A 23,572-nucleotide genomic window follows, 5' to 3' on the forward strand; every position below is an offset into this window, starting at 1 on the left:
ATCAATGGCGCTGCCGCTCCACCTCCGACAAGGGCGGCGACGGCAATCGAGCAGACAAATAGCCGTCGTCCTGGAAGCGGTGACACGTACGAGGCCGGTTTTCGCGCCTCCCCAGTTCGATAGAGTCCCATATGCACACGTCCTTTCAGACGCCTCGTGTTGACCGAGTCCGTCCCGGTCATCGGTGTTACCGCACCGGACAGAGCACTAGCCGAAGGCCAGCCCGACAACTGCGTACGAGCTCATCCGTTCGAGCACAAACCTAGAGTTCCGGGGGTCCAGGGTCGAGCGTTCGGTCCAATCTGGAACGAAGGTAAATGACCGAGACATCGATTCAATCGGCAGCTACTGTCATCGTCACCATAGGTAAAGAGGTGATCTCGGAGGTCACGATGCGTGTCACCTACATCTATTCGCTTCTCGCCGCGCTACGCGCCGGTTCGTACGCCGCCGCGGCCCCACTTCTCCATCTCGAAACCGGAAGTGCGGTGGGTAAGCAGGTGCACAAGCTCGGGAAGCACTGCGGAGCCCGACTGGTCGCGATCAAGGACGGGCGCCTTCAACTGACCCCAGCGGGTGAGGAACTCCTGCCTCACCTCTTGCAGATAGTCGCCGCTGACGCCGCGATCAAAGCGCTGCGCGTAGCACGCCGGTCATCCGGCATGCCGGCCAACGCGTGAAGCTCCCTGGCACGTTCCGCTCCCGGACGGTGAAACCGACGGTTCCGCCCCCAGGACCACTAGACCTCGAAGTGCTTCCGCGCGAACTCGAGCGACTCGCGGAGGTCGGCGACGCGCTCGGCGCGGGAGCGCGCGCGGCGGGTGTTGATCTCGAGGACGATCTCGCCCTCGAACCCCGACGAGGCGAGGTGGCGCAGGAAGCGGTCGGCGCCCATGTGGCCGCGGCCGGGGACGAGGTGCTCGTCCTTGGCCGAGCCGGTGCCGTCGGTGAGGTGGATGTGGCGCAGCCGCGACCCGAGCCGCTCGGCCATCTCGATCACGTCGTCGCCGGCGATCGCGGCGTGGGAGAGATCGATGGTGGTGTTGGCGTAGTCCTCGGTCGAGGGGTCCCAGTGGGGCAGGTACATCGGCGTCGAGCGCCGGGCCGCCCGCCACGGATACATGTTCTCCACCGCGAACCGCAGCCCCGTCGAGCGCTCCAGGTTCGCGATCCCCTCCACGAACCGGGCCGCATACTCCCGCTGCCAGCGGAACGGCGGATGGACGACGACCACCTCGGCGCCGACCTCGATGGCCATCGCGGCCGAACGTTCGAGCTTCCCCCACGGCTCGAAGCCCCAGACCTGCTGGGTGAAGAGCAGCGTCGGCGCGTGGATCGCGACGATCGGCAGGCCGTGGTGCTCGGAGAGCTGCTTGACGGCATGGGTCTGCTGCGACAGCGCGTCGATCCCGACCATGATCTCGACCCCGTCATAGCCCACCTCCGCGGCGTAGGTGAAGGCGTGGGCGGTCGACTCGGGATAGGTCGAGGACGTCGACAGCGAGATCATCGCGGTCTCCTACTCGGACCTGCCGACGTTGGCACTGCCGATGAAGGACAGGTGGTCGAGGCGGTCGAGGATCAGCCCCTCACGCAGCGCCCACGGGCAGATCTCGAAGGCAGGTAGGTCGAAGATGTCGAGGCAGGCCTCGGCCACCAGCGCACCCGGCACGATCTGATGCGCCCGCGACGAGCTGACCCCGGGCAGCTCGGAGAGCTCCTCCAGCGACATCTCGAGCAGCTTGGGGATCCAGCGCTGCAGCTCGGCCAACGGCAGCTGCCGACGCACGCGCAGCCCCTCGCCGCTCGGCGCGGCACCACAGATGCGCGCCAGCGACCGGAACGTCTTCGACGTCGCCACCGCCATGTCGGGCTGGCCGTCGCGCAGGATCCGGCCCGCGTCCTCGGCGATCGAGGCGCGGATCATCCTGCGCAGCTCGCGCAGCTCCTCCTCGGCGGGCCGGTCACCGAAGTAGCTGCGCGCCAGCCGGCCGGCGCCCAGCGGCAGCGACCACGCGACGTACGGCTGCTCGTCCAGCCCGGCCGCGATCTCCAGCGAGCCGCCGCCGATGTCGAAGACGGCGAGCCGTCCGGCGGACCAGCCGAACCAGCGGCGTACGGCCAGGAAGGTCAGCCGCGCCTCGTCGTCGCCGGGCAGGACCTCGATCTCGACCCCGGTCTCGGCGTGTACGTGGTCGAGCACCTGCTGCGAGTTGCCGGCATCGCGCACCGCCGAGGTCGCGAACGCCAGCATCTCCGAGACCCCCTTCTCCTCCGCGACCTGCACCGAGTCGCGGGTGAAGGCGGTGAGCGCCTCGATCCCGGCCTCGGTCACGTCGCCGGAGTCGTCGAGGTGCTCCGCCAGCCGCAGCGGCTGCTTGAACGAGTACGCCGGCAGCGGGGCCGCCCCGCCGTGGGCGTCGACCACGAGCAGGTGTCCCGTGTTCGATCCGATGTCGAGTACGCCCAGACGCATGAGTTCGACTTTAGTGGCTCATCCTCCCCCGCAAGGAACTCCTAGCCAGCCTCTACGGCAGGATCCCCTCTTCGTAGGCCCAGGAAAAGAGGCTCTTGCCCGATGTGATCGGCAGGTACATTCCTGTCGCAAGCAGATCATCCACGACGCGCGCTGCCTGCTCGCGGTCCCGGTCGAACAACGACTTGTACGCCTCGACGACCAACCAGAGCGTGTCATGGGATGGCACGCCTCGAAGATCGGCTTGCACGACCGCTGCTCGGTCGTCAATGAGAGCGGTGAGACCACGGTGCTGCGCGCATGCAATGACAGCACACTCTCCAATGTGCGCAGTCACGCCACCTCCCATCTCTGCCTTGACCTGCAGCTGCGTCCAGACCTCGTCGTCAGTCAGTACGGCCAACTCAGCCCAGGAGACATCGGACACTCTCGGGATCCCGCTCTGCATGACACGCCCGCGCTCGATCTCCACGTTGACCGCGTCGGGAACGAGAATGACGCCACCGGGCGCAAGCTTCTCGAGAATGAGCGAATGACCGGCTCGGCAAAGGTGGGTGTACGTGCTGGTGTCGGTCACCCATGAACTGTCAGTCATCGTGTCCGATGAACGCGCGCCTCAGGTCGTCAATCGACGCCGGATCCTGAGGCGGAAGATCCGCGACGCTCAATGTGCCTCTGAGCAGCTCGATCACCCGCTCTTGGGTAAGAGACGCTCGGGCATAGCCTTGGAGAGCGGCAGCGGTGAAGCCAGGAGATAGGTAGTCATCGCTCAGTTGATCAGACCAGGAGAGTCCAAGTCGGAGATAGTCGCCTGAGCGCGGATCTTGGCGACTAAGCCGCTCGTGCTCCTCGCGATCGATGAGGTCAACGTTGCGCAGTTGCAGGATCGTGGCCGACCAGCTCACCTGGAAGGCGGCACCAACTGCCAGGGCTCGATCGCGGCTCGGCCAGCTTGAGTTGTCGTTCCAGATCCTGCGCGCTCCTGCCCGCGGCACCAGGAGGTGGATTGCGAACGAGTTGATCATCTTCTCGGATTCCGCTGAAGCCTTGATGTCATATGCGTCACCACAAAGCCAATGACCCAGCTCATGAGCAAGCGTCATTCGGCGACGTCCCGACGGAGTATCACCGTTGACAACGGCCGCACCAAGAGTCGCTCGATCCTCGCTCACCTCGACACAGCCACCGTCAGGCCCGCCTTCGCCGAGATGCGCCGAGTAGGTAAAGAGGCCGAGTGTCTCTGCAATCCGCCCTAGATCGGCGATTGGCTCACTCCCCAGCCTAAGCTCCCGCCGTATCTTCGCGGCCAGGTTCTCCGCTTCAAGATGCGTCCTCGGAACCCGCGCCCCCGCTGGCCGCTCGACGGCTTGAAGAAGCTCCATGTCAAGCAGGGTTCGGATGTCATTGGCGAAGAGCGACAGCGTCGTGTCCAGCGACCTGCTTGTGTCGTGACCCTGCATGCGTCCGGACCGTCGACTGACGACAGCCGGCAGTGGATCGTTGACGAAGTATGACAATGGGCGCCCGAGTGTGCGTGCTATCTCCACGAGCTCCGCGACGTTGAGCTTGCGCTCGCCCTTCTCCAGACGAGTGATAGCCGTGCGGTCAAGGTGGACGGCACGAGCCAACCCCTCTTGGGTCACCCCAGAGTCTTCGCGCGCAGCAGCAATGCGCCTTCCAAGCGCTACTTTGTCCACGTGTGTGATTTTCACACAGCCTTGACCAGAGTCAAGCGTTCAGCAGAATCGCCGCATGCTGATCGCCTGATGGCCGGGGCCTGCGATACAGATGTCTTTGCTCGACGCTTTCGTGAAACCGACGATGTCGTGCACTCAAGGGAACTGCCGGGCCAGCGGCTCTGCCCGGCTCTTCATCTCCCCACCTCTGCCAAGGCGGGCTCTGGGATCGGGGTCCCACCAGCGGTGGAGGACTCCCCGATCCGGGCGTTGACCGCCCCGGCCACCACGACGACGAGCGCGGCGGCGGCAGGCAGGAGCAGGGCGGCATCGGTGCCCCAGCGCTCGGCGACGTTGCCGGTGATCGCGGAGGCCAGGGACTGGCCGAGGATCACCGCGGAGCCGAGCAGGGTCATCACAGTGGCGGACCGGCCGACCGGGCTGCGGCGGGCACCGAGGCCGTACTGCGTGACCAGCGTCGGCCCGATCCCGAGGCCGATGACGAGCAGAGCGAGCACCATCCCGGTCACCGACGACACCCCGGGCAGCGCGAGGGCACCGGTGAGCATCACCCCGCCGAAGACGAGCCAGCGTGCGGCCGAGGTGAAGCCGACCGGGAAGAGGGCGACGCCCAGCGCCAGCGCGGCCGACCCGACGCCCATCGCGGCGTAGACCAGGCCCGCCTCCTCGGGACGGCCGTGGTCGGCCATGAACGCGGTCAGCGAGGTGAGCATCGAGCCGAAGAAGAGGCCGACGCCGAGGATGCCGACCACGATCACGACCACGCGTGGACGGGCGAGCTCGCGCACGGAGCCGGCAGCCGGCGTACGTCCTGCCGAGGCCTGCGCGGTGGCGGCGCTCGGATGGAGGGCGAAGGCCGAGACGAAGACCAGGGTGAGCGCTGCCGCGGCGACGACCGGCGCCCACGGGTCGACGGCGACGGCGAGGACGCCCGCGACGACAGGTCCGACGATGAAGACGATCTCGTCGGCCGCCGACTCATACGCCATGGTCGAGTTGAGCACCCGGACCCGGCGTCCGGGGACGACGTACGCGGAGATGATCGCCACCAGCCGCGACCGCGACAGGGGCGCGATCTGCGGGGCGGTCGCGCCGACCAGGAAGGCCACCGCCAGCACCGCCGCGTCGGGCAGCGGGCTGTAGACCACCCAGGCCATCGCACCGAGCGCCGCGGTGCTGGCGACGCTGACCGCCAGCAGCACCCGCCGCTGGCCGAACCGGTCGACGGCGGCACCGAGAAGTGGCCCGCACGTCGCGGCGCCGATCCCGACCATCGCCGAGTTCAGACCGCCGAGCGCCAGCGACCCACGGCCCGCGACGACCAGCGTCAGCACTCCGACGACGACCATGGCGTACGGCAGGCGCGCGACCAGCGCGAGCGGGAAGTACGTCCCTCCGACGGCGCGCACCAGACTCTGCTCGCGCTGCTCTGACATCTCTTTCGAACCTCCCGCTGCGAACCGCGGCTCTGTGCCGCCTTGGTCCGCCGGCGGGGCCAGCGCGAGGTGATACACACATTGGACACGGAGCGGTCGCTCCGCACCTACAAGAATACGCCGCCGGCCCCGCCCCTCCGGAATCGCCGACGCCGAGTCGCCGGCCCACCTCTCTTGCCTTGCCCGCCCTAGGCTCCTATAGTCCTAGTTATCTAGTGAAATGAGGAAGCCATGGTGATCGAGTTCCATCTCGACGGACAGTCTGGGATCTCGCCTTATCAGCAGATCGTCACGCAGGTTCGACATGCCCTGAGGCTTGGTCTGCTGCGCGAGGGCGACCAGCTCCCGACGGTCAAGGACGTGGTGTCAAGGCTGGCGATCAACCCCAACACGGTGTCGAAGGCCTACCGCGAGCTCGAGCACGCCGGGCTCGTCACCGCACGGGCAGGCGTCGGGACCTTCGTGACCGCAACGATGAGTGATGACACTCTCGCCGCGCAGCGATCGCTCAGGGCCGGCCTGGAACGCTGGTTGGCCAAGGCACGCCGTTCCGGGCTGGACGAGGAGACCATCGAGGCGCTGTTCCAGAGCACGGTCCGCAGCTCGGCCGTCCAGGACATCGCGTGAGCACGGCGGTACGAGCCCGCGACCTGGGCAAGCGGTTCGGTCGCCGGTGGGCACTGTCCGACTGCAACCTGGAGGTGCCGGCGGGGCGAGTTGTCGGCCTGGTCGGACCGAACGGCGCAGGCAAGAGCACCCTGCTGAACCTGGCGGTCGGTGTGCTCACACCGACTACGGGCAGCGTCGAGGTCCTCGGGTCCCGACCGGGCGCCGGTCCGGAACAACTGGCACGAGTCGGCTTCGTCGCGCAGGACTCGCCCACGTATGGCGCGCTGAGCGTCGAAGACCACCTCCGGCTCGGCGCTCGCCTGAACCCGGGCTGGGACGAGTCCTTGGCACAGGCGAGGATCGCCCGGATCGGCCTCGACCTCCACCAGCGCGCCGGGCGCCTCTCGGGCGGCCAGCGCGCCCAGCTGGCACTCACGCTGGCCGTAGCGAAGAGACCGGAGCTGCTGCTGCTCGACGAACCGGTTGCCAGTCTCGATCCGCTGGCTCGTCGCGAGTTCATGCAGGAGCTGATGGAGGCCGTCGCCGAGCACGAGCTGAGCGTGGTGCTCTCCTCCCACCTGGTTTCGGACCTCGAACGCGCCTGCGACCACCTCATCGTGCTCGGCGAATCGCGTGTCCAGGTGGCCGGTGACATCGACGACCTGCTCGCGACTCACCATCGCCTGACCGGGCCGCGCCGTGACCCGGCCGACCTGCCCGCAGGTCAACAAGTGATCTCGGCAAGTCACACCGACCGGCAGACCACCCTGTTGGTCCGAACCGAGAGCCCTGTCCACGATCCCTCGTGGACGGTGAGCAGCCTCGACCTCGAAGACCTCGTGCTCACCTACCTGCGCAACGCCTCGAAGCAGGCGTCCGCTCCCACTCTGGAGGTGCTCCGATGATCTGGCTCACGTGGCGACAGTTCCGGGCCCAGGCGTTGATGATCCTCGGTGCGCTGGCCGCAGTTGCCGCTGCCCTCGCGATCACCCGTTCGGGCGTGGCGGATCTCCATGACGTCGCCGGCGACCAGTTCCCGCAGGCATTCGCCGCGGATTCGGTCTACCCCGGCATCTACTACGTCTCAGCAGCGGCCGTGTACGCACTTCCCGCCCTCGTCGGCATGTTCTGGGGTGCTCCCCTCGTCGCTCGCGAGCTGGAAGGTGGAACCCACCGGCTGATCTGGAACCAGAGCATCACCAGAACGCGCTGGCTCGCCACCAAGATCGGCGTTGTCGTGGCGATCACCGTCGTCGCCGGGCTTGTCAGTCTCGCCGCGAGCTGGTGGACCGCCCCGCTCGATGCGGCGATCAACAGCGGGGCGGAGGACTCAGGCTTCTTCAGCGTCACCCGGCTCTCCGGCTTGCTCTTCGGCGCACGAGGCCTCGTTCCGATCGGCTTCGCCATGGTCGCTTTCGCCTTCGGTGTCACAGCTGGGCTGTTGCTCAAGCGAACCGTGCCGGCGATGGCCGCCACGCTCATCGCAACCATCGCCATGCAGGTCGCCATGCCTCTGCTGGTGCAACCGTTGCTGTTGCCGACCGAGGAGAAGACCTTGGAGATCACGACGGACAACATGCGAGGAATGCGTGTCTCACCAGGCACCGACGAGATCCTGAGCATCGGCGTACGCCTCGACGACCCGGGTGCCTGGATCGTGACGAATGAGATCGTCGACTCGAAGGGCCAGGTGGCCACCCCCTTGCCGCTTCCCAAGTCCTGCATGCCGGACGAGGCCGGCACAGCGAAGGTGGGGCCACCGGCGAACTGCGCGGCCGCGATCAACGACGCGGGATACCGTCACCACGTGGTCTACCAGCCCGCGGATCGCTATTGGACCCTGCAATGGATCGAGACCGGGCTCCTTCTCGTGGTCGCGGGGGCGCTGATCTCCTTCTGTTTCTGGCGGATACGGCGGGACCCGGCCTGACGGCCACGTGAGCCGGGGTGCGGACTCCGCCGACAAGCTACGCGGAGTCCGCACCGCCGGCCGTCCGTCAGGGTTCGAGGTCGACCACCCCGTTGCCGCTGAGGATGTCGAACGGCACCGAGACCTGGTCGTGGGCGATCACCCAGGTGCCGTCGATCTTGCGCAGTCCGTAGGTCACCCGGACCCACATCCCGGTCGTCGCGACCCCGTTCTTCATCGTCCCGCTGAGCCGGCCGAAGGCATATCCGTACGCCACGTCCTCACCGACCGTGACGGTCAGATCCCGCAGCTCGTAGTCCACCGTCTCGAAGACCTGGAAGACCTTCGCCCAGTTGGCGAGCTTCGCCTCGATCCCGACGTGCTGGAGCGGCGGCTCGACGTCGAAGGAGATGACATCGGGTGCGTACGGCTCCCGCAGGGTGTCGAGGTCCTTGGCGCGCAGGCCGTCGATGATCTTCTGGATCTGGCCCCGGATCGCGGTCTCCTCGTGCGTGCTCATGACCGCACCCCGGAAGCGCCGACCAGGCTGCCCGCGCGCAGCGGCGCGAGCGCGGTGCTCCACGCGACGACCTGATCGAGCATGGTGGTGAGCGTGGCGGCAGGTCGCTCGCCGGGCACGAACACGGTGTTGTTCTCGAAGTCGGTGAACAGCGAGAGCTCCACCGGACGGCTCACGTCCGCCATGCCCAGCGCGCTGCACACCGTACGCAGCTGGGCGACCGCGCGGGCACCGCCGCTGACGCCGTAGGAGACGAAGCCGACCGCCTTGTTCGTCCACTCCGAGCAGGCGTGGTCGATGGCGTTCTTCAGGACGCCCGGCATGCCGCCGTTGTAGTCCGGGGTCACGATCACGAAGCCGTCGAACGGGGCGATCCGCTCGGCCCAGTCGCGGGTGTGCTGGTTCGCCGACGGCCCGAACATCGGCGGCACGGCCTCGTCGAGGTGCGGGAGCGGGTGGTCGCGCAGGTCGATCACCTCGAAGGCCGCGTCGTCGCGGCGCGACGCCTGCTCATGGACCCACCGGGCGACCTGTGGACCGTTGCGATTGGGGCGGGTGCTGCCGATGATGATGCCGACTCTGATCATGTTCCGAACTCCTTGTTCGCTGGGGTCTGCTGATGTCCCTCCGACGAAGCAGGCGTACGGAATGTCAGGCGCTCTCACAGATCGGGTCGCTGTTTCGTCGGATCGGTTGTAGACATGCAGACCGAAGGAGCCGCCATGACCGACCCGCACCTCTCCGAGGTGATCAGCGAGCGTCGTCAGCTGATCAATCTCGCCTACCGTCTGCTCGGATCGCTCGCCGAGGCCGAGGACGTCGCGCAGGAGACCTACACCCGTTGGTACGCCCTGTCCGAGCAGCAACGGGACGCGATCGCCTCCCCCGGCGCCTGGATGACGACGGTCGCCAGCCGGATCTGCCTCGATCTGCTCGGCTCGGCACGGGCCAGACGGGAGCACTATGTGGGCGACTGGATCCCGGAGCCGGTGCCGGGCGGCTGGCTCGACACGGGGGCGGCGCCGGCCGATCCCGCCGACCGAGTCACCCTCGACGAGTCGGTCAGCATGGCTTTCCTCGTGGTGCTCGACTCGATGAGCCCCGCCGAGCGGGTCTCCTTCGTCCTGCACGACATCTTCCGCTACACCTTCAACGAGATCGCCGAGGTCGTCGGGCGCACCCCGGCCGCCTGCCGGCAGCTCGCCTCACAGGCTCGCCGCCGCATCGACCTCTCGCGTACCCGTCCCGGCGCGGAGCGCGCCGACCTGGTCCGCAGCTTCAAGCAGGCCTGGGAGTCCCGTGACATCGACGCCCTCGTCGGCCTCCTGGACCCCGAGGCGGTCGCCACCGCCGACGGCGGCGGCCGCGCCCTGGCCTTCCTCGAGCCGATCAGCGGCGCCGAGCAGATCGCCGCCGTCTGGATGGAGATCGCCTCCCGCGCCCCCGAGGTGACGCTGCAGGAATGCTCCGTCAACGGCCAGCCCGGCCTGATCGGACAGGTCGACGGTGCCACCGTCTCCGTCTACGCCTTCGACGTCGCCGACGGCCGCATCACCCGCATCTGGGCCGTACGCAACCCGGAGAAGCTGCGTCCGTGGACGGTCTGATCAGCGGCACGACGGAGGGCCGAGCGTCGCATTCACTTCGCGGCGTACGTGGTCGTACGACCCCTACCGCCAGCGGCCGTCACGACAAGTCCCTTCGTACGAAGCTCCGCAACGGCCCGACGGACGGTTACGAGTGACAGGCCCGTACGGCTACTGATCTCGGGGACACCGAGCTCACCTCCCTCAACTAGGGCATTGAGAACCGCTTGCTGCTTCTGCCCCATCAACTGGATGGGCTCTTTACCCGGCCGAACAGGTAGACCTTTTCGGCCAGGTTCTGTGACGCTCAGGATCACCGTGAACTGAATGCCGGTATCGATGAACCGTGGCCGAGGCAGACCGTGATCGTCCAACTGCGCATTGACCCTGATGAGGCCGGAGGCCAGCGACTCCACGACCCTCACCCCGCCTGGGGCCGAAACCTTCACCCCCAACGAGACCAGCGTCGCGTTTCGCGATCGGCTGATCATCTCGCGTCCAAGCCGGTTCACCGTCACGCCGTACAGGCCACCTGGGTTCGTGATCACCAGTTTGTCACGGAAGAGTCGGAGGTTGATCGCGATGCCTTCGGACCAAGGGGCGAGGTCGCGATGAACAAGAGCGTTTCCAACCAACTCACGGACAACCGCAAGGGGAAAAGTCGGAACGTCCCTCAGATGTCCGTCGGAGCCCGAGACGGTCGTGTAGTCGATGTTCGCGGCGACCCAGTCCATCGCCGCATCAAGCATGACGGGAATCGATCCACTCAGCGGCCGGGCATTCCGATAGGAGCCGTCCGGCTCAACGCGGGCGACGTGGACAACGTGGCGCGGAAACCTCGTCTGCGGATACTCGCCGAGCATCAGCAGACCAGCGACCGTCAACTCCCCGTCGCTAGTCATCACTCCACCGTGTCGCAACAACGCATCACCAGAGAACCGTCCCAGCCCGCCACGTTCCTCCCGCGCCACCGCCTCGCGCCAGGCGGCTAGGCCTTTGACGTCGAGGTCGGCAGCGGTCGTGCCGGAGACCGGCACTGTGTCGAAATGCGGCGCGGAGCGATTGCTCAGAAACCCCTGTCGCTCGAGGTCCGACAACTGAAAGTCTCCGTCATAGCTTCGCACCCATGACTTGCCGCTGATGTGCGTGCACGGCTTGAACGACGGGTCACATTCTGCGACGTTTGCGATCACGACAGGTCTTCCGTCGATCTCGTCATCCTCGATTGAGCACTTCACATGGGGCACGAAGTCCTGCGCGTCGTTGCCAAGGCGCTGCTTGAGCGCCTGTACGTCATAGATGCCGGTCGCCGTGAACCCGGAGCGTTCGTCGAGTCCGAATACGATCACGCCTCCCCCAGGCGTGTTGGCCAATGCCCCGATCGATTCGAGCGTCGTCGCAGGATAGCCACCCGCGGCGGACTTCACCTCGATCGCAGTCGTGTCGCCACCGGCAGCCCGTAGTGCGCTCAGGATCTCGTTGATCGCCATGCCATCGCTCCTCATGTTCCCGAATACGTGAAGAATACGTCGAAGAATACGCGCGACGTATTCTTCGACGTATTCTCTCTGCGCGGCACGGCGTCAGCTTTCTACAGTGCTCGACATAGGCTTGCCCGGTGCCCGAGGTACCCCTGGATTTCCCGCGCGCGTGGGTGGAGTTCGTCAACCCCGACGACCCCGACGAGCGGATGCGATGCGACCTGACCTGGTTGACGTCGGCCTACTCCTGCATCTTCGGCAACGGCTGCCCGGGGATGTTCAAGAGCTCGCCGGACGTGGGGTGCTGCACGTTGGGGGCTCACTTCGCGGACGAGGAGGACGAGACGCGGACGGCGGGGTTCGTCGCCGAGCTGACACCGGAGATCTGGGAGCAGCACCCGGGCCGTGAGGTGACGACCGACGACTGGGTCGAGCTCGACGAGGACGGCGAGCGGAAGACCCGGGTCACCGAGTTCCGCGGGCAGGAGTCCTGCGTGCTGGCCAACCGCCCGGACTTCGCCGGCGGATCGGGGTGCGCACTGCACATCCTGGCGGCGAAGGAAGGCAGGGAGCACTTCGAGACGAAGCCGGACGTGTGCTGGCAGCTGCCGATCCGGCGTACGTTCCGGGATGTCGAGCTCACCGACGGGACGACCTACACCGAGGTGACGATCACCGAGTACGACCGGCGCGGCTGGGGCCCGGGCGGCCACGACCTGGACTGGTACTGCTCCGGCAACACCGAGGCCCACGTCGCCGTCGAGCCCGTCTACATCACCAACCAGGCCGAGCTGACCGAGCTGATGGGCAAGGCGGCGTACGCCGAGCTCGTCCGTCACTGCGAGGCGCACGTCCGGTCGAGGTCCGCCCTCGCCCTGCATCCCGCCAGCCCGCGCTGACCCCAGGGTGTATCTCGACATCAAGAGATAGCGACCCTGGATTGGTCTCTCTCTCAGCGAGAGTTCAGAATCGTTACATGCGCCTGGACCATGTTTCGTACGCTGCAGGACCCGATGGCTTGGTACAGACCGCCAAGCAGCTCGGTGAGCTGCTCGGCCAGGAGTTCGTCGACGGCGGGGTCCACCCCCGCTTCGGCACCCGCAACTACATCCTGCCGATGCGCGGCGGCCTCTACCTCGAGGTCGTCGAGGCGCTCGAGCACCCGGCCAGCGACAAGGCGCCGTTCGGGCAGGCCGTCAAGGCCCGCTCCGCGCTCGGCGGCGGCTGGATCGGCTTCGTGATCGGCGTCGACGACATGACTCCGATCGAGGAGCGGCTCGGCCGCAAGGCCGTCCCCGGCAACCGTCACCTCCCCGACGGCCGCGAGCTCCACTGGCAGCAGATCGGCATCAACGGCCTGATCGCCGACCCGCAGCTGCCCTACTTCATCAAGTGGGAGACCCCCGAGCTCCACCCCGGCAACGCCGGCTCCGACATCACCCTCACCTGCCTGGAGATCTCCGGCGATCCCGACCGGGTGAAGGACTACCTCGGTGACGAGCTGAAGGAGCGCGTCGACCCCTGGACCGGCAAGCCCGCCGAGAACGTCAACATCGAGTGGGTCGCCGAGCACGGCACCCCCGGTCTCCTGGCCGCGCAGTTCGTCACCCCCCGCGGCGAGGTCCGGATCTGACCCGGCGCGGGTGGTCGAGCTTGTCGAGACCCCCGTCGAGGAGACATGAGCCGCGCTGACCTCCCCGGCGCTACAGGCGCGATCCCGTCCCCCAACATCTGGAACCACACCGCGACGTACGAGATCGAGAACCGTGCACTCGACCCGCACGGCCGCCTCTGGGCGGCGATGACCGAGGTCGCACCGTGGACCGGGCGGGATGTGCTCGACCTGGGCTGCGGCACCGGGTTCTACCTGCCGAAATTCGCCGAAGAGGCCCGCACCGTCACCGGCATCGAGCCGCACCCGGACTTGGTGACATTGGCCCGGCGGCGTACGAAACGCCTGACGAACGTCACGGTCCACAACGGCGTCGCGCAGCAACTGCCGCTTCCGCCGGCGTCGGTCGACGTCATGCACGCCCGCTGGGCCTACTTCTTCGGGCCGGGTTCCGAGCCGGGGCTCGGCGAGCTCGACCGGGTGATGCGCCGCGGCGGCGTCGCGATGGTGATCGACAACGACGGCTCCCGCTCGACCTTCGGCGGATGGTTCCGCCGCGGCTATCCGAAGGTCCCGCCGCCCGAGGAGCAGGAGCGGTTCTGGTCGATGCACGGCTGGACCCGCGTCCCCGTCGACATGGACTGGTCCTTCGGCTCCCGCGCGGACCTCGAGGCCGTCGTCCGCATCGAGTTCGACCCCGCCACGGCGGCCGCGATCCTGGAGGAGCACCAGGGGATGTACGTCGACTACGCGGTCAACCTCTGGTGGAAACGCTTCTGATCAGCAGAGCTAGAGGCGCGTTGCGGTCCGGACCAGCGCGGCCAGGGCGAGCGAACGGCTGTGCTGCGGCCAGGCGATGACCGTGGTGACCTCGGGAGCGTCGAGCACCGGGATGGTGACGATGCCGTGATGCTGCTCGGCGCGTGCGGACTCCGGTAGGAGCGCGTACGCCCGGCCGAGCGCGATCAGCTGATAGAGCTGCATCGAGTCGCGGACCTCCGGGCCGGGGCCGTCCGCGTAGCCACCGCCTGACGGCCAGCGCATCGGCGGGAGGCCGGGGATGTCGTCGAGGTCGGCCATCCTCAGCTGCGACCGGGTCGACCACGGATGGCTGGAGGGCAGGACCGCGACCTGGCCCTCGGTGAGCAGGTCCTCCGAGTCGAGCCCGTCGACGGAGTCGAACGGACGATGCAGCAGCGCGACGTCGGCGCGGCCGTCACGCAGTCTCGGCCCCTGCTGCCCGATGCCGCACAGGTCGACCTCGACCTTCACCGATCCCGGCTCCGCGGCGTAGGCGTCGAGCAGCTTGGTGAGCAGCTCCGTCGAGGCTCCGGCCTTCGAGACCAGGACCAGACCCGGCTCGGCACCGTCGCCGGTGGCGCGACGGGTGCGGCGCTCGGCCGCGTCGATCACGTCGAGAGCGGCGCGGGCCTCGGCGAGGAGCACCCGGCCGGCGTCGGTCAGCGTGACGCCTCGGCTGTTGCGCTCGAGCAGCGCACCGCCCAGACGCCGTTCGAGCTGGCTGATCGCGCGTGACAGCGGCGGCTGGGCGATCCCGAGGCGAGCGGCCGCACGGCTGAAGTGAAGCTCCTCGGCGACCGCGACGAAGTAGCGAAGCTCCCGGGTCTCCATGACCTCAACCCTAGCTCCGACCTGGGAACATACCTGAGCGGTATCGGCGGCGACCGAGACGATATTGGAGTCTCCCGCGGCCCCCGACCACGCTTGACGGCGTGAGCGAGAACACGATCGCGCTGGTCACCGGCGCAAACAAGGGAATCGGCTACGAGATCGCCGCGGGCCTCGGTGCGCGCGGCTGGAAGGTGGGTGTCGGCGCCCGCGACGAGGCCCGCCGGGAGGCCGCGGTGGAGAAGCTGCGGGCGAACGGGGTCGACGCCTTCGGGGTGCCGCTGGACGTGACCGACGACGCCAGCGTCGCCGCCGCGGCCCGGCTGATCGAGGAGGAGCAGGGCGGCCTGGACGTACTCGTCAACAACGCCGGCGTCACCGGCGGGATGCCACAGAACCCGACCGAGATCTCGATCGACCAGATGCGCGTCGCCGTCGAGACCAACGTCTTCGGCGTCGTCCGGGTCACCAACGCGATGCTGCCGATGCTGCGCCGCTCCTCGTCGCCGCGGATCGTCAACATGTCGAGCAGCGTGGGCTCCCTCGCCCGGCAGACCTCGACGGACGACCCGCTGGCCGTGGGGCCGATCTCGGTGGCGTACAGCCCGACGAAGTCCTACCTCAACGCCGTCACGATCCAGTACGCCAAGGAGCTGCACGACACGAACATCCTGATCAACCTCGGCTGCCCCGGGTTCGTGGCCACCGACCTGAACGGCTTCCGCGGCGTACGCACGCCGGAGGAGGGCGCCCGGATCGCGATCAGCCTCGCGACCCTGCCCGACGACGGCCCGACCGGCGGCTACTTCGAGGACGCCGGCGTCATCCCCTGGTGATTACATTCACGCGAAATCCAGGTACACGACGTCAAAGGAGGCCACGCTAGGGAGCGACTCGGGTCCTCTCGGACCTCTCGGAAAGATAGGAGCTCCACAGATGCGCCTCATTCCACGTCCCGGGCGTCGCCTCGGCACGGTCATCGGTTCCCTCCTCGTCACGCTGGCGACCAGCCTGGTCGCCATCACCTCCACGGCCGCCCCCGCCCACGCCGACGCCTGCTACACCTGGAGCGGCACGCTCCAGCAGGGGTCCACGGGCAACGCGGTCACCCAGCTGCAGATCCGGGTCGCCGGATGGGCGGCCTCCGGCACGATCTTCTCGATCGACGGCTCCTACGGCCCGGCGACGACGACCGCGGTCCGCAACTTCCAGGCCGCCTACGGGCTCTCCGCCGACGGCGTCGCGGGGACGAACACGTTCAACAAGCTCTACGCGCTCCAGGACGACGACTGCACCCCGATCCACTTCGACTGGAGCGAGGTCGACGACGTCTGCTACGGAGGCTGGCCGACCCCGATCTCCGGGGTGACGATCGCCCAGGTCAAGGCCAACCTGATGCAGGCGATGTGGCGGGCCGAGGCGATCCGGCACCGGCTCGGCGACAACCCGCTCCGGGTCACCTCGGCCTACCGTTCGAAGGCGTGCAACGACGCGGTCGGCGGCGCCTCGAACAGCAACCACCTCTACGGCCGGGCGATGGATCTGGTGCCCGGCAGCAGCGCGACGACCATGTGCGGCATCGCCCGTGCCTCACGCCAGTCGTTCCCGCAGGTGCTCGGGCCGGGCTACCCCGACCACAGCGACCACATCCACCTCGGCATCCAGTCGAGCATCTACCAGAGCGCCTCGCAGTGCTTCTGACCTCATGACAGATCGGTGAGCTGGTCGGGATCGGCTTCGGTCCCGACCAGCTCGCGGAGCTTGTCGTTGACGTCCCAGATCCCGACGTTCATGCCGGCAGTGACGGTCGCACCGCGCCGCCAGTAGGCGATGAACTCGTCACGCTCGGTGTCTCCGCGGAGCAGCACCTCGTCCTCGGGCGCGGAGCGGCCGACGTACTCCATCGAGAACTCGAACTGGTCGGTGAAGAAGTAGGGCTGCCAGTCATACGTGCCCTCCTTGCCCAGCATCGTCCGGGCCGCCAGCCGGCCCTGCTTGATCGCGTTGTCCCAGTGCTCGACCCGCAGCGGGCCGAGCACGGTGTGCTGCGCGAGCGCGACGTCGCCCGCGGCGAAGACCCGAGGATCAGACGTACGCAGCCTCTCGTCGACCACGATGCCGTCGCCGACCTCGAGGCCGGCGTCGGCGGCCAGGCTCGTGGCCGGTGCGGCTCCGACGGCGACGAGCACGATGTCGGCGGGTATCTCGCCGACGCTGGTGCGTACGAGCCCGGGCTCGATCGCCTCGACGGTCGTCCCGGTGTGGATCTCGACGCCGTGGCGGGTGTGGAGGGCGGCGACGTGCTCGGCGAGCTCCGGGCCGAGGACGTTGAGCAGGGGCTGCGCGGCCGCCTCGAGCACGACGGCCTTCCCGCCGAGTGCGGTCACCGACGCCGCGACCTCGAGGCCGATCCAGCCGCCGCCGACGGTGACGACCCTCGTCCCCGGTCGGACCGATTCCTTGAGCCTGCGGGCGTCCTCGACGGTGCGGAGGGTCACCGCGTGCTCGATACCCGGGATCGGTGGTGTCTTCGGGTCAGCGCCGGTGGCCAGGAGCAGCCTGCCGAAGGCCAGCTTCTTGCCGTTGTCCAGCGCGACGGTTCCGTCTTTCAGGTCGAGCGCGGTGGCGGTGGTGCCGGCCAGGACGGTGACATCCTTCTCGGCGTACCAGGCCTCGTCGTGGGAGAGCTTGAACTCCTTGGCTCCGGCGAGGAAGTCCTTGGAGAGCTGTGGTCGTTCGTAGGGCAGCTCCGGCTCCCTGCCGACCAGGATCAGGGGGCCGTCATAGCCCTCCTCGCGAAGGGTTTCGATGGCGCTGACCGCAGCAAGACCAGCACCGATCACGACGATGTCCGCAGTTCCCATGACGCCATCGTCGCGCGGATCCGTCCGTCTATGAAGACCCTCGGACGGTCAGGGCGGGTTTCAGCATCACACCGGGCGCGGCGTAGGACGGGGTGGCGAGGAGCTCCTCGAGCGCCTTGACCAGCTCGCGCGCGGCCTCCTCGAGGGGAGGACGTACGGAGGTGATGCCCGGCGGCACCGTCTGGGCGACCTGGGAGTCGTCGAAGCCGACGACCGCGATGTCCTCACCGAGACGGAGGCGTCGCTCGAAGAGCGCATGGAGCACACCCATCGCGAGCGTGTCGGAGGCACAGACGAGGGCGGTGGGCTCGGTCTCGTCGAGGATCGCGTCGGCAGCGGCCTTGCCCGAGCTGATCGAGTCCTCGGTGCGCGAGGCCAGGCCGGTGGTCGAGAGGCCGTGGGTGTGCATCGCGTGGATCCAGCCGCTTCGCCGCTCCTCACCCAGGAGCGAGTCCTTGTGCCAGCCGATCCAGGCGATCTTGGAGTGGCCGCGCTCGATCAGGTGCTCGGTCGCGATCTCGGCGCCGTAGGCGAGGTCGACGTCGACCCACGGGTGCTTGGCGTCGGGCTGGGTCCAGGGTCGTCCGAAGGAGACGAACCGTGCGCGCCGCGACTGCAACCAGGTCGTCTGCTGGCCGCCGAGGTGGGTGTCGGTCACCACGAACGCGTCGACCGCGGTCGACCGGAGCAGCTCGTCGTAGCCGTCGAGCGGGTCGGCGGGGTCGCCGTAGAAGAGGAGGACGTGGTAGCCGGTCTCGGCCGCGGCCTCGACGAAGCTGTGCACGAACCGGTCCATCATCGCGTTGGCGGTGCCCTCCTGGAGGGCGGGCATCCGCAGGCCGATCAGGTGGCTCGCCCTGGTCCGCAGGCTGCGGGCGGCGCGGTTGGGCTGGTAGCCCAGCTTGTCGATCGCGTCCTGCACCCGGGCCAGGGTGTCGGCGCGCAGCAGATCAGGGTTGTTGACCGCGTTGGAGACCGTCTGGCGGGACACGCCGGCCAGCTCCGCGACGTCCGCCAGGGTCGGCGGAGCGGCCGAGATATGACCGCCGGAACGCGGCACCGCCACGCTCTGCCTCCCTTGATGCCGATGTGGAACTCTGGATCGTTCCAAGCCATGGTAACGACTGCTGGCCCCCTGGGACGCTTTAGGCCCCATTCCTTGTCGGTGCCTTGGTCTAAGTTGCTGGCCATGGCTACCGCTCGTTCGTCCAAACGTGCCACCTACCGCTGCTCCGAGTGCGGGTGGGAGACCGCGAAGTGGGTCGGCCGCTGCGGCGAGTGCCAGGCCTGGGGGTCGGTCGCCGAGGCGGCGGCCCCGATCGGACGTACGCAGGCGGCCCCCGTCTCCACCGCGGCGGTGCCGATCGGGACGGTGTCGGTGACCGAGTCGGAGCGGCGTACGTCGGGCGTGCCGGAGCTCGACCGGGTCCTCGGTGGTGGGCTGGTGCCGGGAGCCGCGATCCTGCTGGCCGGCGAGCCGGGCGTCGGGAAGTCGACGCTGCTGCTCGAGGTCGCGGCGCAGACCGCGCGCTACGGGCGGCGCGCTCTGTATGTGACGGGCGAGGAGTCGGCGTCGCAGGTGCGGCTGCGCGCCGATCGGACCAACGCCATCCAGGACGAGCTCTATCTGGCCGCCGAGACCGACCTCGGCGCCGTGCTGACCCACATCGAGGAGACCCGGCCCGACCTGATCGTGGTCGACTCCGTGCAGACCATCGGCGCCTCCGGCGTCGAGGGCGTTCCCGGTGGCGTGACCCAGGTGCGCGAGGTGGCGGCGGCGCTGATCCGGGTCGCCAAGACCCGCAACATCACCACCGTCGTGGTCGGCCACGTGACCAAGGACGGAGCGATCGCCGGGCCGCGGGTGCTGGAGCACCTGGTCGACGTGGTCCTCCACTTCGAGGGCGCCCGCGACTCACGCTTCCGGATGGTGCGGGCGATGAAGAACCGCTTCGGGCCCGTCGACGAGGTGGGCTGCTTCGACCTGTCCTCGGAGGGCATCGTGGCGGTCACCGACCCGTCGGGTCTCTTCGTGGAGACCCATCACGTCTCGGTCCCCGGCACCTGCGTCACCGTGACGATGGAGGGCCGCCGGCCGCTGCTCGCCGAGATCCAGGCGCTGACCGTGCTGGGCGCGGAGGAGCGGGCGAAACGTACGACCTCGGGGCTGGACGGCTCCCGGCTCGCGATGATCCTCGCCGTGCTGCAGCGTCACGCGCGGGTCGGCCTCTCCGGTCGCGACGTCTTCGCCTCCACCGTCGGCGGAGCCCGGATCAGCGACCCGGCCGCCGACCTGGCGATGGCGCTGGCGGTGGCGTCGAGCCACACCGGCACACCGACGCCACGCGGGGTGGTGGCGCTCGGGGAGATCGGCCTCGCCGGAGAGCTGCGCCGGGTGCGGGATCTCGACCAGCGGCTCTCGGAAGCGGCGCGGCTGGGGTTCACCGTCGCGGTCGTACCTGCCGACCCGGGAGCTCCGGTGCCCAACCGTCCCAAGGAGCGCGATGTCGACGGGATGCGTGTCTTTGAGGTGCACAGCATCAGTGCCGCGCTGGAATTCCTCCGCTTGGTGTGATCGGCTTGGTGACTCGTGGCCGAACGTTCTCGGCATTACGGTTGGATCCACGGTTAGAATCACCCCATCCCACTCCGAAAGGATCCTCGTGCCCGCCGACCGCACCGCGGACTCCATCCGACTGCGCGAGACGCTCGCTCTGATCGCGCCCGGAACGCCGCTGCGTGATGGGCTCGAGCGCATCCTTCGCGGCCGCACCGGCGCGCTGATCGTCCTCGGCCACGACAAGATGGTCGACGGCATCTCGACCGGTGGCTTCACCCTCGACGTACCGTTCACCTCCACCGGCCTGCGCGAGCTCGCCAAGATGGACGGGGCGATCATCGTCGACGACTCGCTGAGCCGCATCGTGCAGGCCGCCGTCCACCTGATGCCCGACCACACCATCCCCTCGACCGAGACCGGCACCCGCCACCGCACCGCCGACCGGGTCGCGAAGCAGACCGGTCACCCGGTGATCTCGGTGTCCCAGTCGATGCAGATCATCGCTGCGTACGTCGGGGAGACCCGCCACGTCCTGGAAGACTCCGGCCAGATCCTCTCCCGCGCCAACCAGGCGCTGGCGACCCTGGAGCGCTACAAGCTGCGGCTCGACGAGGTGGCCTCCACCCTGTCGGCGCTGGAGATCGAGGACCTGGTGACCGTGCGCGACGTGGCCGTCGTGGCGCAGCGCCTGGAGATGGTCACCCGCATCGCCCGCGAGATCGAGGACTATGTGCTCGAGCTCGGCACCGACGGCCGGCTGCTGTCCCTCCAGCTGGAGGAGCTCATCACCGGCGTCGACGCTGAGCGCGAGATGGTCATCCGCGACTATCTCCCCCGCGGCCGGCGCGCCCGTTCGCCCGAGGAGCTGCTCGCCGAGCTCGAGGCGCTCAACTCCGCCGAGCTAGTCGACCCCGCCGCCACCGCCCGGGTGCTGGGCCTGACCACGTCCGATGCTCTGGACGGCGCCGTGGCCCCGCGCGGCTACCGCCTCCTCGCCAAGGTCCCCCGCCTCCCACCCGCCGTCGTCGACCGCCTGGTCGACCACTTCGGCACCCTCCAGAAGCTCCTCTCCGCCAGCGTCGACGACCTCCAGGCCGTCGAAGGCGTCGGCGAGCTCCGCGCCCGCTCCGTACGCGAAGGCCTCTCCCGCCTCGCCGAGTCCACCATCCTCGAGCGCTACGTCTGACCCTCTCTGCCGAGGCGTCGGCCCCGTCGGCCGAAGCGTCAGGTACGTCGGCCGAGACGTCACTTACGTCGGCCGAGTTGGCACGGGCTGACCCTCTCGCCCGACCGGACTGACGTCTCGGCCGTCCTAGTTGACGTTTCGGCCGTCCTAGTTGACGTCTCGGCCGTCCTAGCTGACGTCTGGGCCGTCCTAGTTGACGTCTCGACCGACCGGGCTGACGTCTCGACCGACCGGGCTGACGCCTCGACCGACCGGGCTGACGCCTCGACCGACCGGGCTGACGCCTCGGCTATCGGGCGACCGGGGAGTCGGGTTCCGTACGCGACAGGGCGGTGCCGGGCTTGTAGAGGCCGAAGGTGGCGGATGCGGGTTCGCCACCGAGGGCGGCGGCGACGATCACGAAGAAGTTCGGCTTGACCCACGGGCCGTGGCCGGTGCACTCGCCGGCGACGACACGGCGGCCGGTCCAGGTGAGCGGGAGAGTGGTGACGGCGTCGCGGCGTACGACGATCTCCTTGGTCGGCACCGCCTTGGGGCAGTCGACCGTGGACCAGACCAGGTCGCCGCCCTTCTGCGAGATCCGGACCTGAAGAGCGTCGGCGGACAGCTTCCAGGTGCAGGCGGACGCCTTCACGGTGCGCAGCTGCAGCGGGATGGTGACGTTGTCGTAGGAGTAGCCGTCGGTGACGGCAGGCTCGACGACGATGTCGGAGGGCGAGCACTCGCCGGTCGGCTCGGGCGGTGCACTGCTCTTCGGCTTCTTGGGCTTGCCCGCGCTGCCCGCCTCCTTCGACGGCTTCGCGCTCGGCGTCGGCGTGACGGTCACGGTCGCCGTGGGCTCGTCGGCCACCGGGGTCGCGGTGTCGTCGGCCGCGTCGGAACCGCTGAGGAAGAAGCGCGAGATCCCGACGACCAGGAGCAGGACGATGCCGAGCACCGCCAGCCGCCGGCGCCAGTAGACCGAGGCCGGCAGTCGTCCTCCAGTCCTTCTCCCACGGGCCATAGGCGACACCGTAGTGACCACACGCGCAGGTTTCGGGGTGCCACTCCGTGGCAATACCTGTCGCACGGCACAATCTGGGTGTGACCGAACTCCACGACGCCGTTCTGGACTGGTACGACGCCAACGCCCGCGACCTCCCGTGGCGATCCGCCACCGCGACTCCATGGTCGGTGATGGTCAGCGAGTTCATGCTCCAGCAGACCCCGGTCTCCCGCGTGCTTCCCATCCACGAGGCCTGGCTCGAGCGATGGCCGACCCCCGCCGACCTGGCCGCGGAGCCGACCGGCGAGGCCGTACGCGCCTGGGGCCGCCTCGGCTACCCCCGCCGGGCGCTACGCCTGCACGCGGCCGCCACCGCGATCGTCGAGCACCACGGCGGCGAGGTGCCCGACTCCTACGACGAGCTCATCGCACTCCCCGGCGTCGGCGACTACACGGCGGCCGCGATCGCGACCTTCGCCTACGACAAGCGCCACGTGGTCCTCGACACGAACGTACGCCGCGTCTTCGCCAGGACGCTCAGCGGCGTCGAGTTCCCCGCGCAGTCGGTGAACAAGGCCGAGCGCGAGCTCGCCGCCGGCGTACTCCCTCAGGACGAGCCCACCGCCGCCACCTGGTCGGTCGCGGTGATGGAGCTCGGCGCCCTCGTCTGCACGGCCGCCAACCCGTCCTGCGCCCGCTGCCCCGTCACGGACCTCTGCGCCTGGCGCGCGGCCGGCCATCCCGCGTACGACGGTCCTCCTCGTAAGGTCCAGACCTGGGCCGGCACCGATCGCCAGTGCCGCGGCCGGCTTCTCGCCGTGCTGCGCGACGCCGACTCCCCCGTCCACCGCAGCCGCCTCGACGTCGTCTGGTCCGACGAGACCCAACGCAAACGCGCCCTCGAGGGACTGCTGAAGGACAATCTCGCCACCGAGGTGGAACCAGACTTCTTCGCCCTCCCCTAACCTCCAGCCGAAACCGCAGAAATGGCGGACGAAACTCTACTTTCGTCCGCCACAACT

At 68.5% G+C, this 23,572-nt stretch carries 25 protein-coding genes; 13 read left to right on the forward strand and 12 right to left on the reverse strand.

From position 1 onward, the window contains the following. Window positions 1-317: 317 nt before the first annotated feature. Entirely contained in the window at window positions 318-680 is a 363-nt protein-coding gene (locus UG56_RS01950; protein WP_045547146.1) for a LysR family transcriptional regulator, read from the forward strand. A gap of 59 nt (window positions 681-739) precedes the next feature. Here the strand turns inward: UG56_RS01950 and UG56_RS01955 are convergent, their stop codons facing one another. From UG56_RS01955 to UG56_RS01970, 5 genes are all read right to left on the reverse strand, one after another. Further along, window positions 740-1,510, reverse strand: coding sequence for a sugar phosphate isomerase/epimerase family protein (locus UG56_RS01955; protein ID WP_045547145.1), 771 nt, complete (start codon window positions 1,508-1,510; stop codon window positions 740-742). Window positions 1,511-1,519: 9 nt separating this feature from the next. Then, the gene (locus tag UG56_RS01960) at window positions 1,520-2,476 is read right to left on the reverse strand and encodes a Ppx/GppA phosphatase family protein (RefSeq protein WP_045547144.1); all 957 of its coding nucleotides are present in this window, start codon (window positions 2,474-2,476) and stop codon (window positions 1,520-1,522) included. A 52-nt stretch (window positions 2,477-2,528) separates the two neighbouring features. Further along, the gene (locus UG56_RS01965) at window positions 2,529-3,053 is read right to left on the reverse strand and encodes a hypothetical protein (protein WP_045547143.1); all 525 of its coding nucleotides are present in this window, start codon (window positions 3,051-3,053) and stop codon (window positions 2,529-2,531) included. 10 nt (window positions 3,054-3,063) lie between these two features. Beyond that, a complete protein-coding gene (locus UG56_RS27400) occupies window positions 3,064-4,173 on the reverse strand; it encodes a helix-turn-helix domain-containing protein (RefSeq protein WP_177191401.1) in 1,110 nt (369 codons plus the stop codon). Between the two features lie 173 nt (window positions 4,174-4,346). Further along, window positions 4,347-5,609 carry an MFS transporter gene (locus UG56_RS01970; RefSeq protein ID WP_045547141.1) on the reverse strand — a complete coding sequence of 421 codons (1,263 nt, stop codon included), beginning with the start codon at window positions 5,607-5,609 and terminating at the stop codon, window positions 4,347-4,349. A 231-nt stretch (window positions 5,610-5,840) separates the two neighbouring features. Here UG56_RS01970 and UG56_RS01975 point away from each other — a divergent pair, with 231 nt between their 5' ends. Genes UG56_RS01975 through UG56_RS01985 form a run of 3 tightly spaced genes read left to right on the forward strand, consistent with a single transcriptional unit; the run spans window position 5,841 to window position 8,148 of the window. Further along, window positions 5,841-6,236, forward strand: a complete 396-nt coding sequence (locus UG56_RS01975; protein WP_177191402.1) for a GntR family transcriptional regulator — start codon at window positions 5,841-5,843, stop codon at window positions 6,234-6,236. Then, window positions 6,233-7,123, forward strand: a complete 891-nt coding sequence (locus tag UG56_RS01980) for an ABC transporter ATP-binding protein (protein ID WP_045547140.1) — start codon at window positions 6,233-6,235, stop codon at window positions 7,121-7,123. Before UG56_RS01975 ends, UG56_RS01980 begins: the two co-directional genes overlap by 4 nt. Beyond that, window positions 7,120-8,148, forward strand: a complete 1,029-nt coding sequence (locus UG56_RS01985; RefSeq protein ID WP_045547139.1) for an ABC transporter permease subunit — start codon at window positions 7,120-7,122, stop codon at window positions 8,146-8,148. Before UG56_RS01980 ends, UG56_RS01985 begins: the two co-directional genes overlap by 4 nt. Before the next feature lie 67 nt (window positions 8,149-8,215). Here UG56_RS01985 and UG56_RS01990 read toward each other — a convergent pair whose 3' ends face one another. Next, a complete protein-coding gene (locus UG56_RS01990; RefSeq protein ID WP_045547138.1) occupies window positions 8,216-8,647 on the reverse strand; it encodes a YybH family protein in 432 nt (143 codons plus the stop codon). After that, on the reverse strand, window positions 8,644-9,234 hold the full coding sequence (locus UG56_RS01995) for an NADPH-dependent FMN reductase (protein WP_045547137.1): 591 nt from the start codon (window positions 9,232-9,234) through the stop codon (window positions 8,644-8,646). Before UG56_RS01995 ends, UG56_RS01990 begins: the two co-directional genes overlap by 4 nt. A 135-nt stretch (window positions 9,235-9,369) precedes the next feature. Here UG56_RS01995 and sigJ point away from each other — a divergent pair, with 135 nt between their 5' ends. Beyond that, window positions 9,370-10,254 (forward strand): RNA polymerase sigma factor SigJ, encoded by an 885-nt coding sequence (gene sigJ / locus UG56_RS02000; RefSeq protein ID WP_045547136.1) that lies wholly within the window; start codon window positions 9,370-9,372, stop codon window positions 10,252-10,254. 32 nt (window positions 10,255-10,286) lie between these two features. Here the strand turns inward: sigJ and UG56_RS02005 are convergent, their stop codons facing one another. Then, window positions 10,287-11,723: an ATP-binding protein gene (locus UG56_RS02005; protein WP_052693166.1), complete on the reverse strand. Its 1,437-nt coding sequence runs from the start codon at window positions 11,721-11,723 to the stop codon at window positions 10,287-10,289. Window positions 11,724-11,851: 128 nt separating this feature from the next. On the opposite strand from UG56_RS02005, the gene UG56_RS02010 reads away from it, so the two are divergent. The 3 genes from UG56_RS02010 (at window position 11,852) to UG56_RS02020 (ending at window position 14,106) form a co-directional block, all read left to right on the forward strand. Continuing rightward, window positions 11,852-12,613: a hypothetical protein gene (locus UG56_RS02010; protein ID WP_045547135.1), complete on the forward strand. Its 762-nt coding sequence runs from the start codon at window positions 11,852-11,854 to the stop codon at window positions 12,611-12,613. 77 nt (window positions 12,614-12,690) lie between these two features. Then, window positions 12,691-13,347 carry a VOC family protein gene (locus tag UG56_RS02015; RefSeq protein ID WP_052693164.1) on the forward strand — a complete coding sequence of 219 codons (657 nt, stop codon included), beginning with the start codon at window positions 12,691-12,693 and terminating at the stop codon, window positions 13,345-13,347. A gap of 45 nt (window positions 13,348-13,392) precedes the next feature. Further along, entirely contained in the window at window positions 13,393-14,106 is a 714-nt protein-coding gene (locus UG56_RS02020) for a class I SAM-dependent methyltransferase (protein WP_045547134.1), read from the forward strand. 9 nt (window positions 14,107-14,115) lie between these two features. On the opposite strand, the gene UG56_RS02025 is transcribed toward UG56_RS02020, so the two are convergent. Continuing rightward, window positions 14,116-14,958, reverse strand: coding sequence for a LysR family transcriptional regulator (locus UG56_RS02025; protein ID WP_045547133.1), 843 nt, complete (start codon window positions 14,956-14,958; stop codon window positions 14,116-14,118). A gap of 101 nt (window positions 14,959-15,059) precedes the next feature. On the opposite strand from UG56_RS02025, the gene UG56_RS02030 reads away from it, so the two are divergent. Together UG56_RS02030 and UG56_RS02035 are read left to right on the forward strand one after the other, a co-directional pair. Continuing rightward, the gene (locus UG56_RS02030) at window positions 15,060-15,791 is read left to right on the forward strand and encodes an SDR family oxidoreductase (RefSeq protein WP_045547132.1); all 732 of its coding nucleotides are present in this window, start codon (window positions 15,060-15,062) and stop codon (window positions 15,789-15,791) included. Window positions 15,792-15,891: 100 nt separating this feature from the next. Beyond that, window positions 15,892-16,656 (forward strand): M15 family metallopeptidase, encoded by a 765-nt coding sequence (locus UG56_RS02035; RefSeq protein WP_045547131.1) that lies wholly within the window; start codon window positions 15,892-15,894, stop codon window positions 16,654-16,656. Window positions 16,657-16,658: 2 nt separating this feature from the next. Here UG56_RS02035 and UG56_RS02040 read toward each other — a convergent pair whose 3' ends face one another. Beyond that, window positions 16,659-17,819: an NAD(P)/FAD-dependent oxidoreductase gene (locus UG56_RS02040; protein ID WP_045547130.1), complete on the reverse strand. Its 1,161-nt coding sequence runs from the start codon at window positions 17,817-17,819 to the stop codon at window positions 16,659-16,661. A 28-nt stretch (window positions 17,820-17,847) separates the two neighbouring features. Beyond that, window positions 17,848-18,885, reverse strand: a complete 1,038-nt coding sequence (locus tag UG56_RS02045; RefSeq protein ID WP_084100324.1) for a LacI family DNA-binding transcriptional regulator — start codon at window positions 18,883-18,885, stop codon at window positions 17,848-17,850. 123 nt (window positions 18,886-19,008) lie between these two features. Here UG56_RS02045 and radA point away from each other — a divergent pair, with 123 nt between their 5' ends. Both radA and disA read left to right on the forward strand, forming a co-directional pair. Then, window positions 19,009-20,394, forward strand: coding sequence for a DNA repair protein RadA (gene radA / locus UG56_RS02050; protein WP_045547129.1), 1,386 nt, complete (start codon window positions 19,009-19,011; stop codon window positions 20,392-20,394). A gap of 88 nt (window positions 20,395-20,482) precedes the next feature. Continuing rightward, complete coding sequence (disA, locus tag UG56_RS02055) at window positions 20,483-21,565, forward strand: DNA integrity scanning diadenylate cyclase DisA (RefSeq protein ID WP_052693162.1); 1,083 nt, start codon at window positions 20,483-20,485, stop codon at window positions 21,563-21,565. A gap of 289 nt (window positions 21,566-21,854) precedes the next feature. Here disA and UG56_RS02060 read toward each other — a convergent pair whose 3' ends face one another. Then, window positions 21,855-22,568 (reverse strand): hypothetical protein, encoded by a 714-nt coding sequence (locus UG56_RS02060; RefSeq protein ID WP_143054871.1) that lies wholly within the window; start codon window positions 22,566-22,568, stop codon window positions 21,855-21,857. An 80-nt stretch (window positions 22,569-22,648) separates the two neighbouring features. Here UG56_RS02060 and UG56_RS02065 point away from each other — a divergent pair, with 80 nt between their 5' ends. After that, entirely contained in the window at window positions 22,649-23,515 is an 867-nt protein-coding gene (locus UG56_RS02065) for an A/G-specific adenine glycosylase (RefSeq protein ID WP_256206391.1), read from the forward strand. Window positions 23,516-23,572: the final 57 nt, after the last annotated feature.

This window comes from Nocardioides luteus, from assembly GCF_000960475.2.
Taxonomy (GTDB): Bacteria; Actinomycetota; Actinomycetes; order Propionibacteriales; family Nocardioidaceae; genus Nocardioides; species Nocardioides luteus_A.

What these genes read in the sequence shown, in the direction of transcription:
- UG56_RS01950 (WP_045547146.1), top strand. Translation starts at nt 318, where the DNA reads ATGACCGAGACATCGATTCAATCGGCAGCTACTGTCATCGTCACCATA.
- UG56_RS01955 (WP_045547145.1), bottom strand. Translation starts at nt 1,510, where the DNA reads ATGATCTCGCTGTCGACGTCCTCGACCTATCCCGAGTCGACCGCCCAC.
- UG56_RS01960 (WP_045547144.1), bottom strand. Translation starts at nt 2,476, where the DNA reads ATGCGTCTGGGCGTACTCGACATCGGATCGAACACGGGACACCTGCTC.
- UG56_RS01970 (WP_045547141.1), bottom strand. Translation starts at nt 5,609, where the DNA reads ATGTCAGAGCAGCGCGAGCAGAGTCTGGTGCGCGCCGTCGGAGGGACG.
- UG56_RS01975 (WP_177191402.1), top strand. Translation starts at nt 5,841, where the DNA reads ATGGTGATCGAGTTCCATCTCGACGGACAGTCTGGGATCTCGCCTTAT.
- UG56_RS01985 (WP_045547139.1), top strand. Translation starts at nt 7,120, where the DNA reads ATGATCTGGCTCACGTGGCGACAGTTCCGGGCCCAGGCGTTGATGATC.
- UG56_RS01990 (WP_045547138.1), bottom strand. Translation starts at nt 8,647, where the DNA reads ATGAGCACGCACGAGGAGACCGCGATCCGGGGCCAGATCCAGAAGATC.
- UG56_RS01995 (WP_045547137.1), bottom strand. Translation starts at nt 9,234, where the DNA reads ATGATCAGAGTCGGCATCATCATCGGCAGCACCCGCCCCAATCGCAAC.
- sigJ (WP_045547136.1), top strand. Translation starts at nt 9,370, where the DNA reads ATGACCGACCCGCACCTCTCCGAGGTGATCAGCGAGCGTCGTCAGCTG.
- UG56_RS02005 (WP_052693166.1), bottom strand. Translation starts at nt 11,723, where the DNA reads ATGGCGATCAACGAGATCCTGAGCGCACTACGGGCTGCCGGTGGCGAC.
- UG56_RS02015 (WP_052693164.1), top strand. Translation starts at nt 12,691, where the DNA reads ATGCGCCTGGACCATGTTTCGTACGCTGCAGGACCCGATGGCTTGGTA.
- UG56_RS02020 (WP_045547134.1), top strand. Translation starts at nt 13,393, where the DNA reads ATGAGCCGCGCTGACCTCCCCGGCGCTACAGGCGCGATCCCGTCCCCC.
- UG56_RS02025 (WP_045547133.1), bottom strand. Translation starts at nt 14,958, where the DNA reads ATGGAGACCCGGGAGCTTCGCTACTTCGTCGCGGTCGCCGAGGAGCTT.
- UG56_RS02035 (WP_045547131.1), top strand. Translation starts at nt 15,892, where the DNA reads ATGCGCCTCATTCCACGTCCCGGGCGTCGCCTCGGCACGGTCATCGGT.
- UG56_RS02040 (WP_045547130.1), bottom strand. Translation starts at nt 17,819, where the DNA reads ATGGGAACTGCGGACATCGTCGTGATCGGTGCTGGTCTTGCTGCGGTC.
- radA (WP_045547129.1), top strand. Translation starts at nt 19,009, where the DNA reads ATGGCTACCGCTCGTTCGTCCAAACGTGCCACCTACCGCTGCTCCGAG.
- UG56_RS02060 (WP_143054871.1), bottom strand. Translation starts at nt 22,568, where the DNA reads ATGGCCCGTGGGAGAAGGACTGGAGGACGACTGCCGGCCTCGGTCTAC.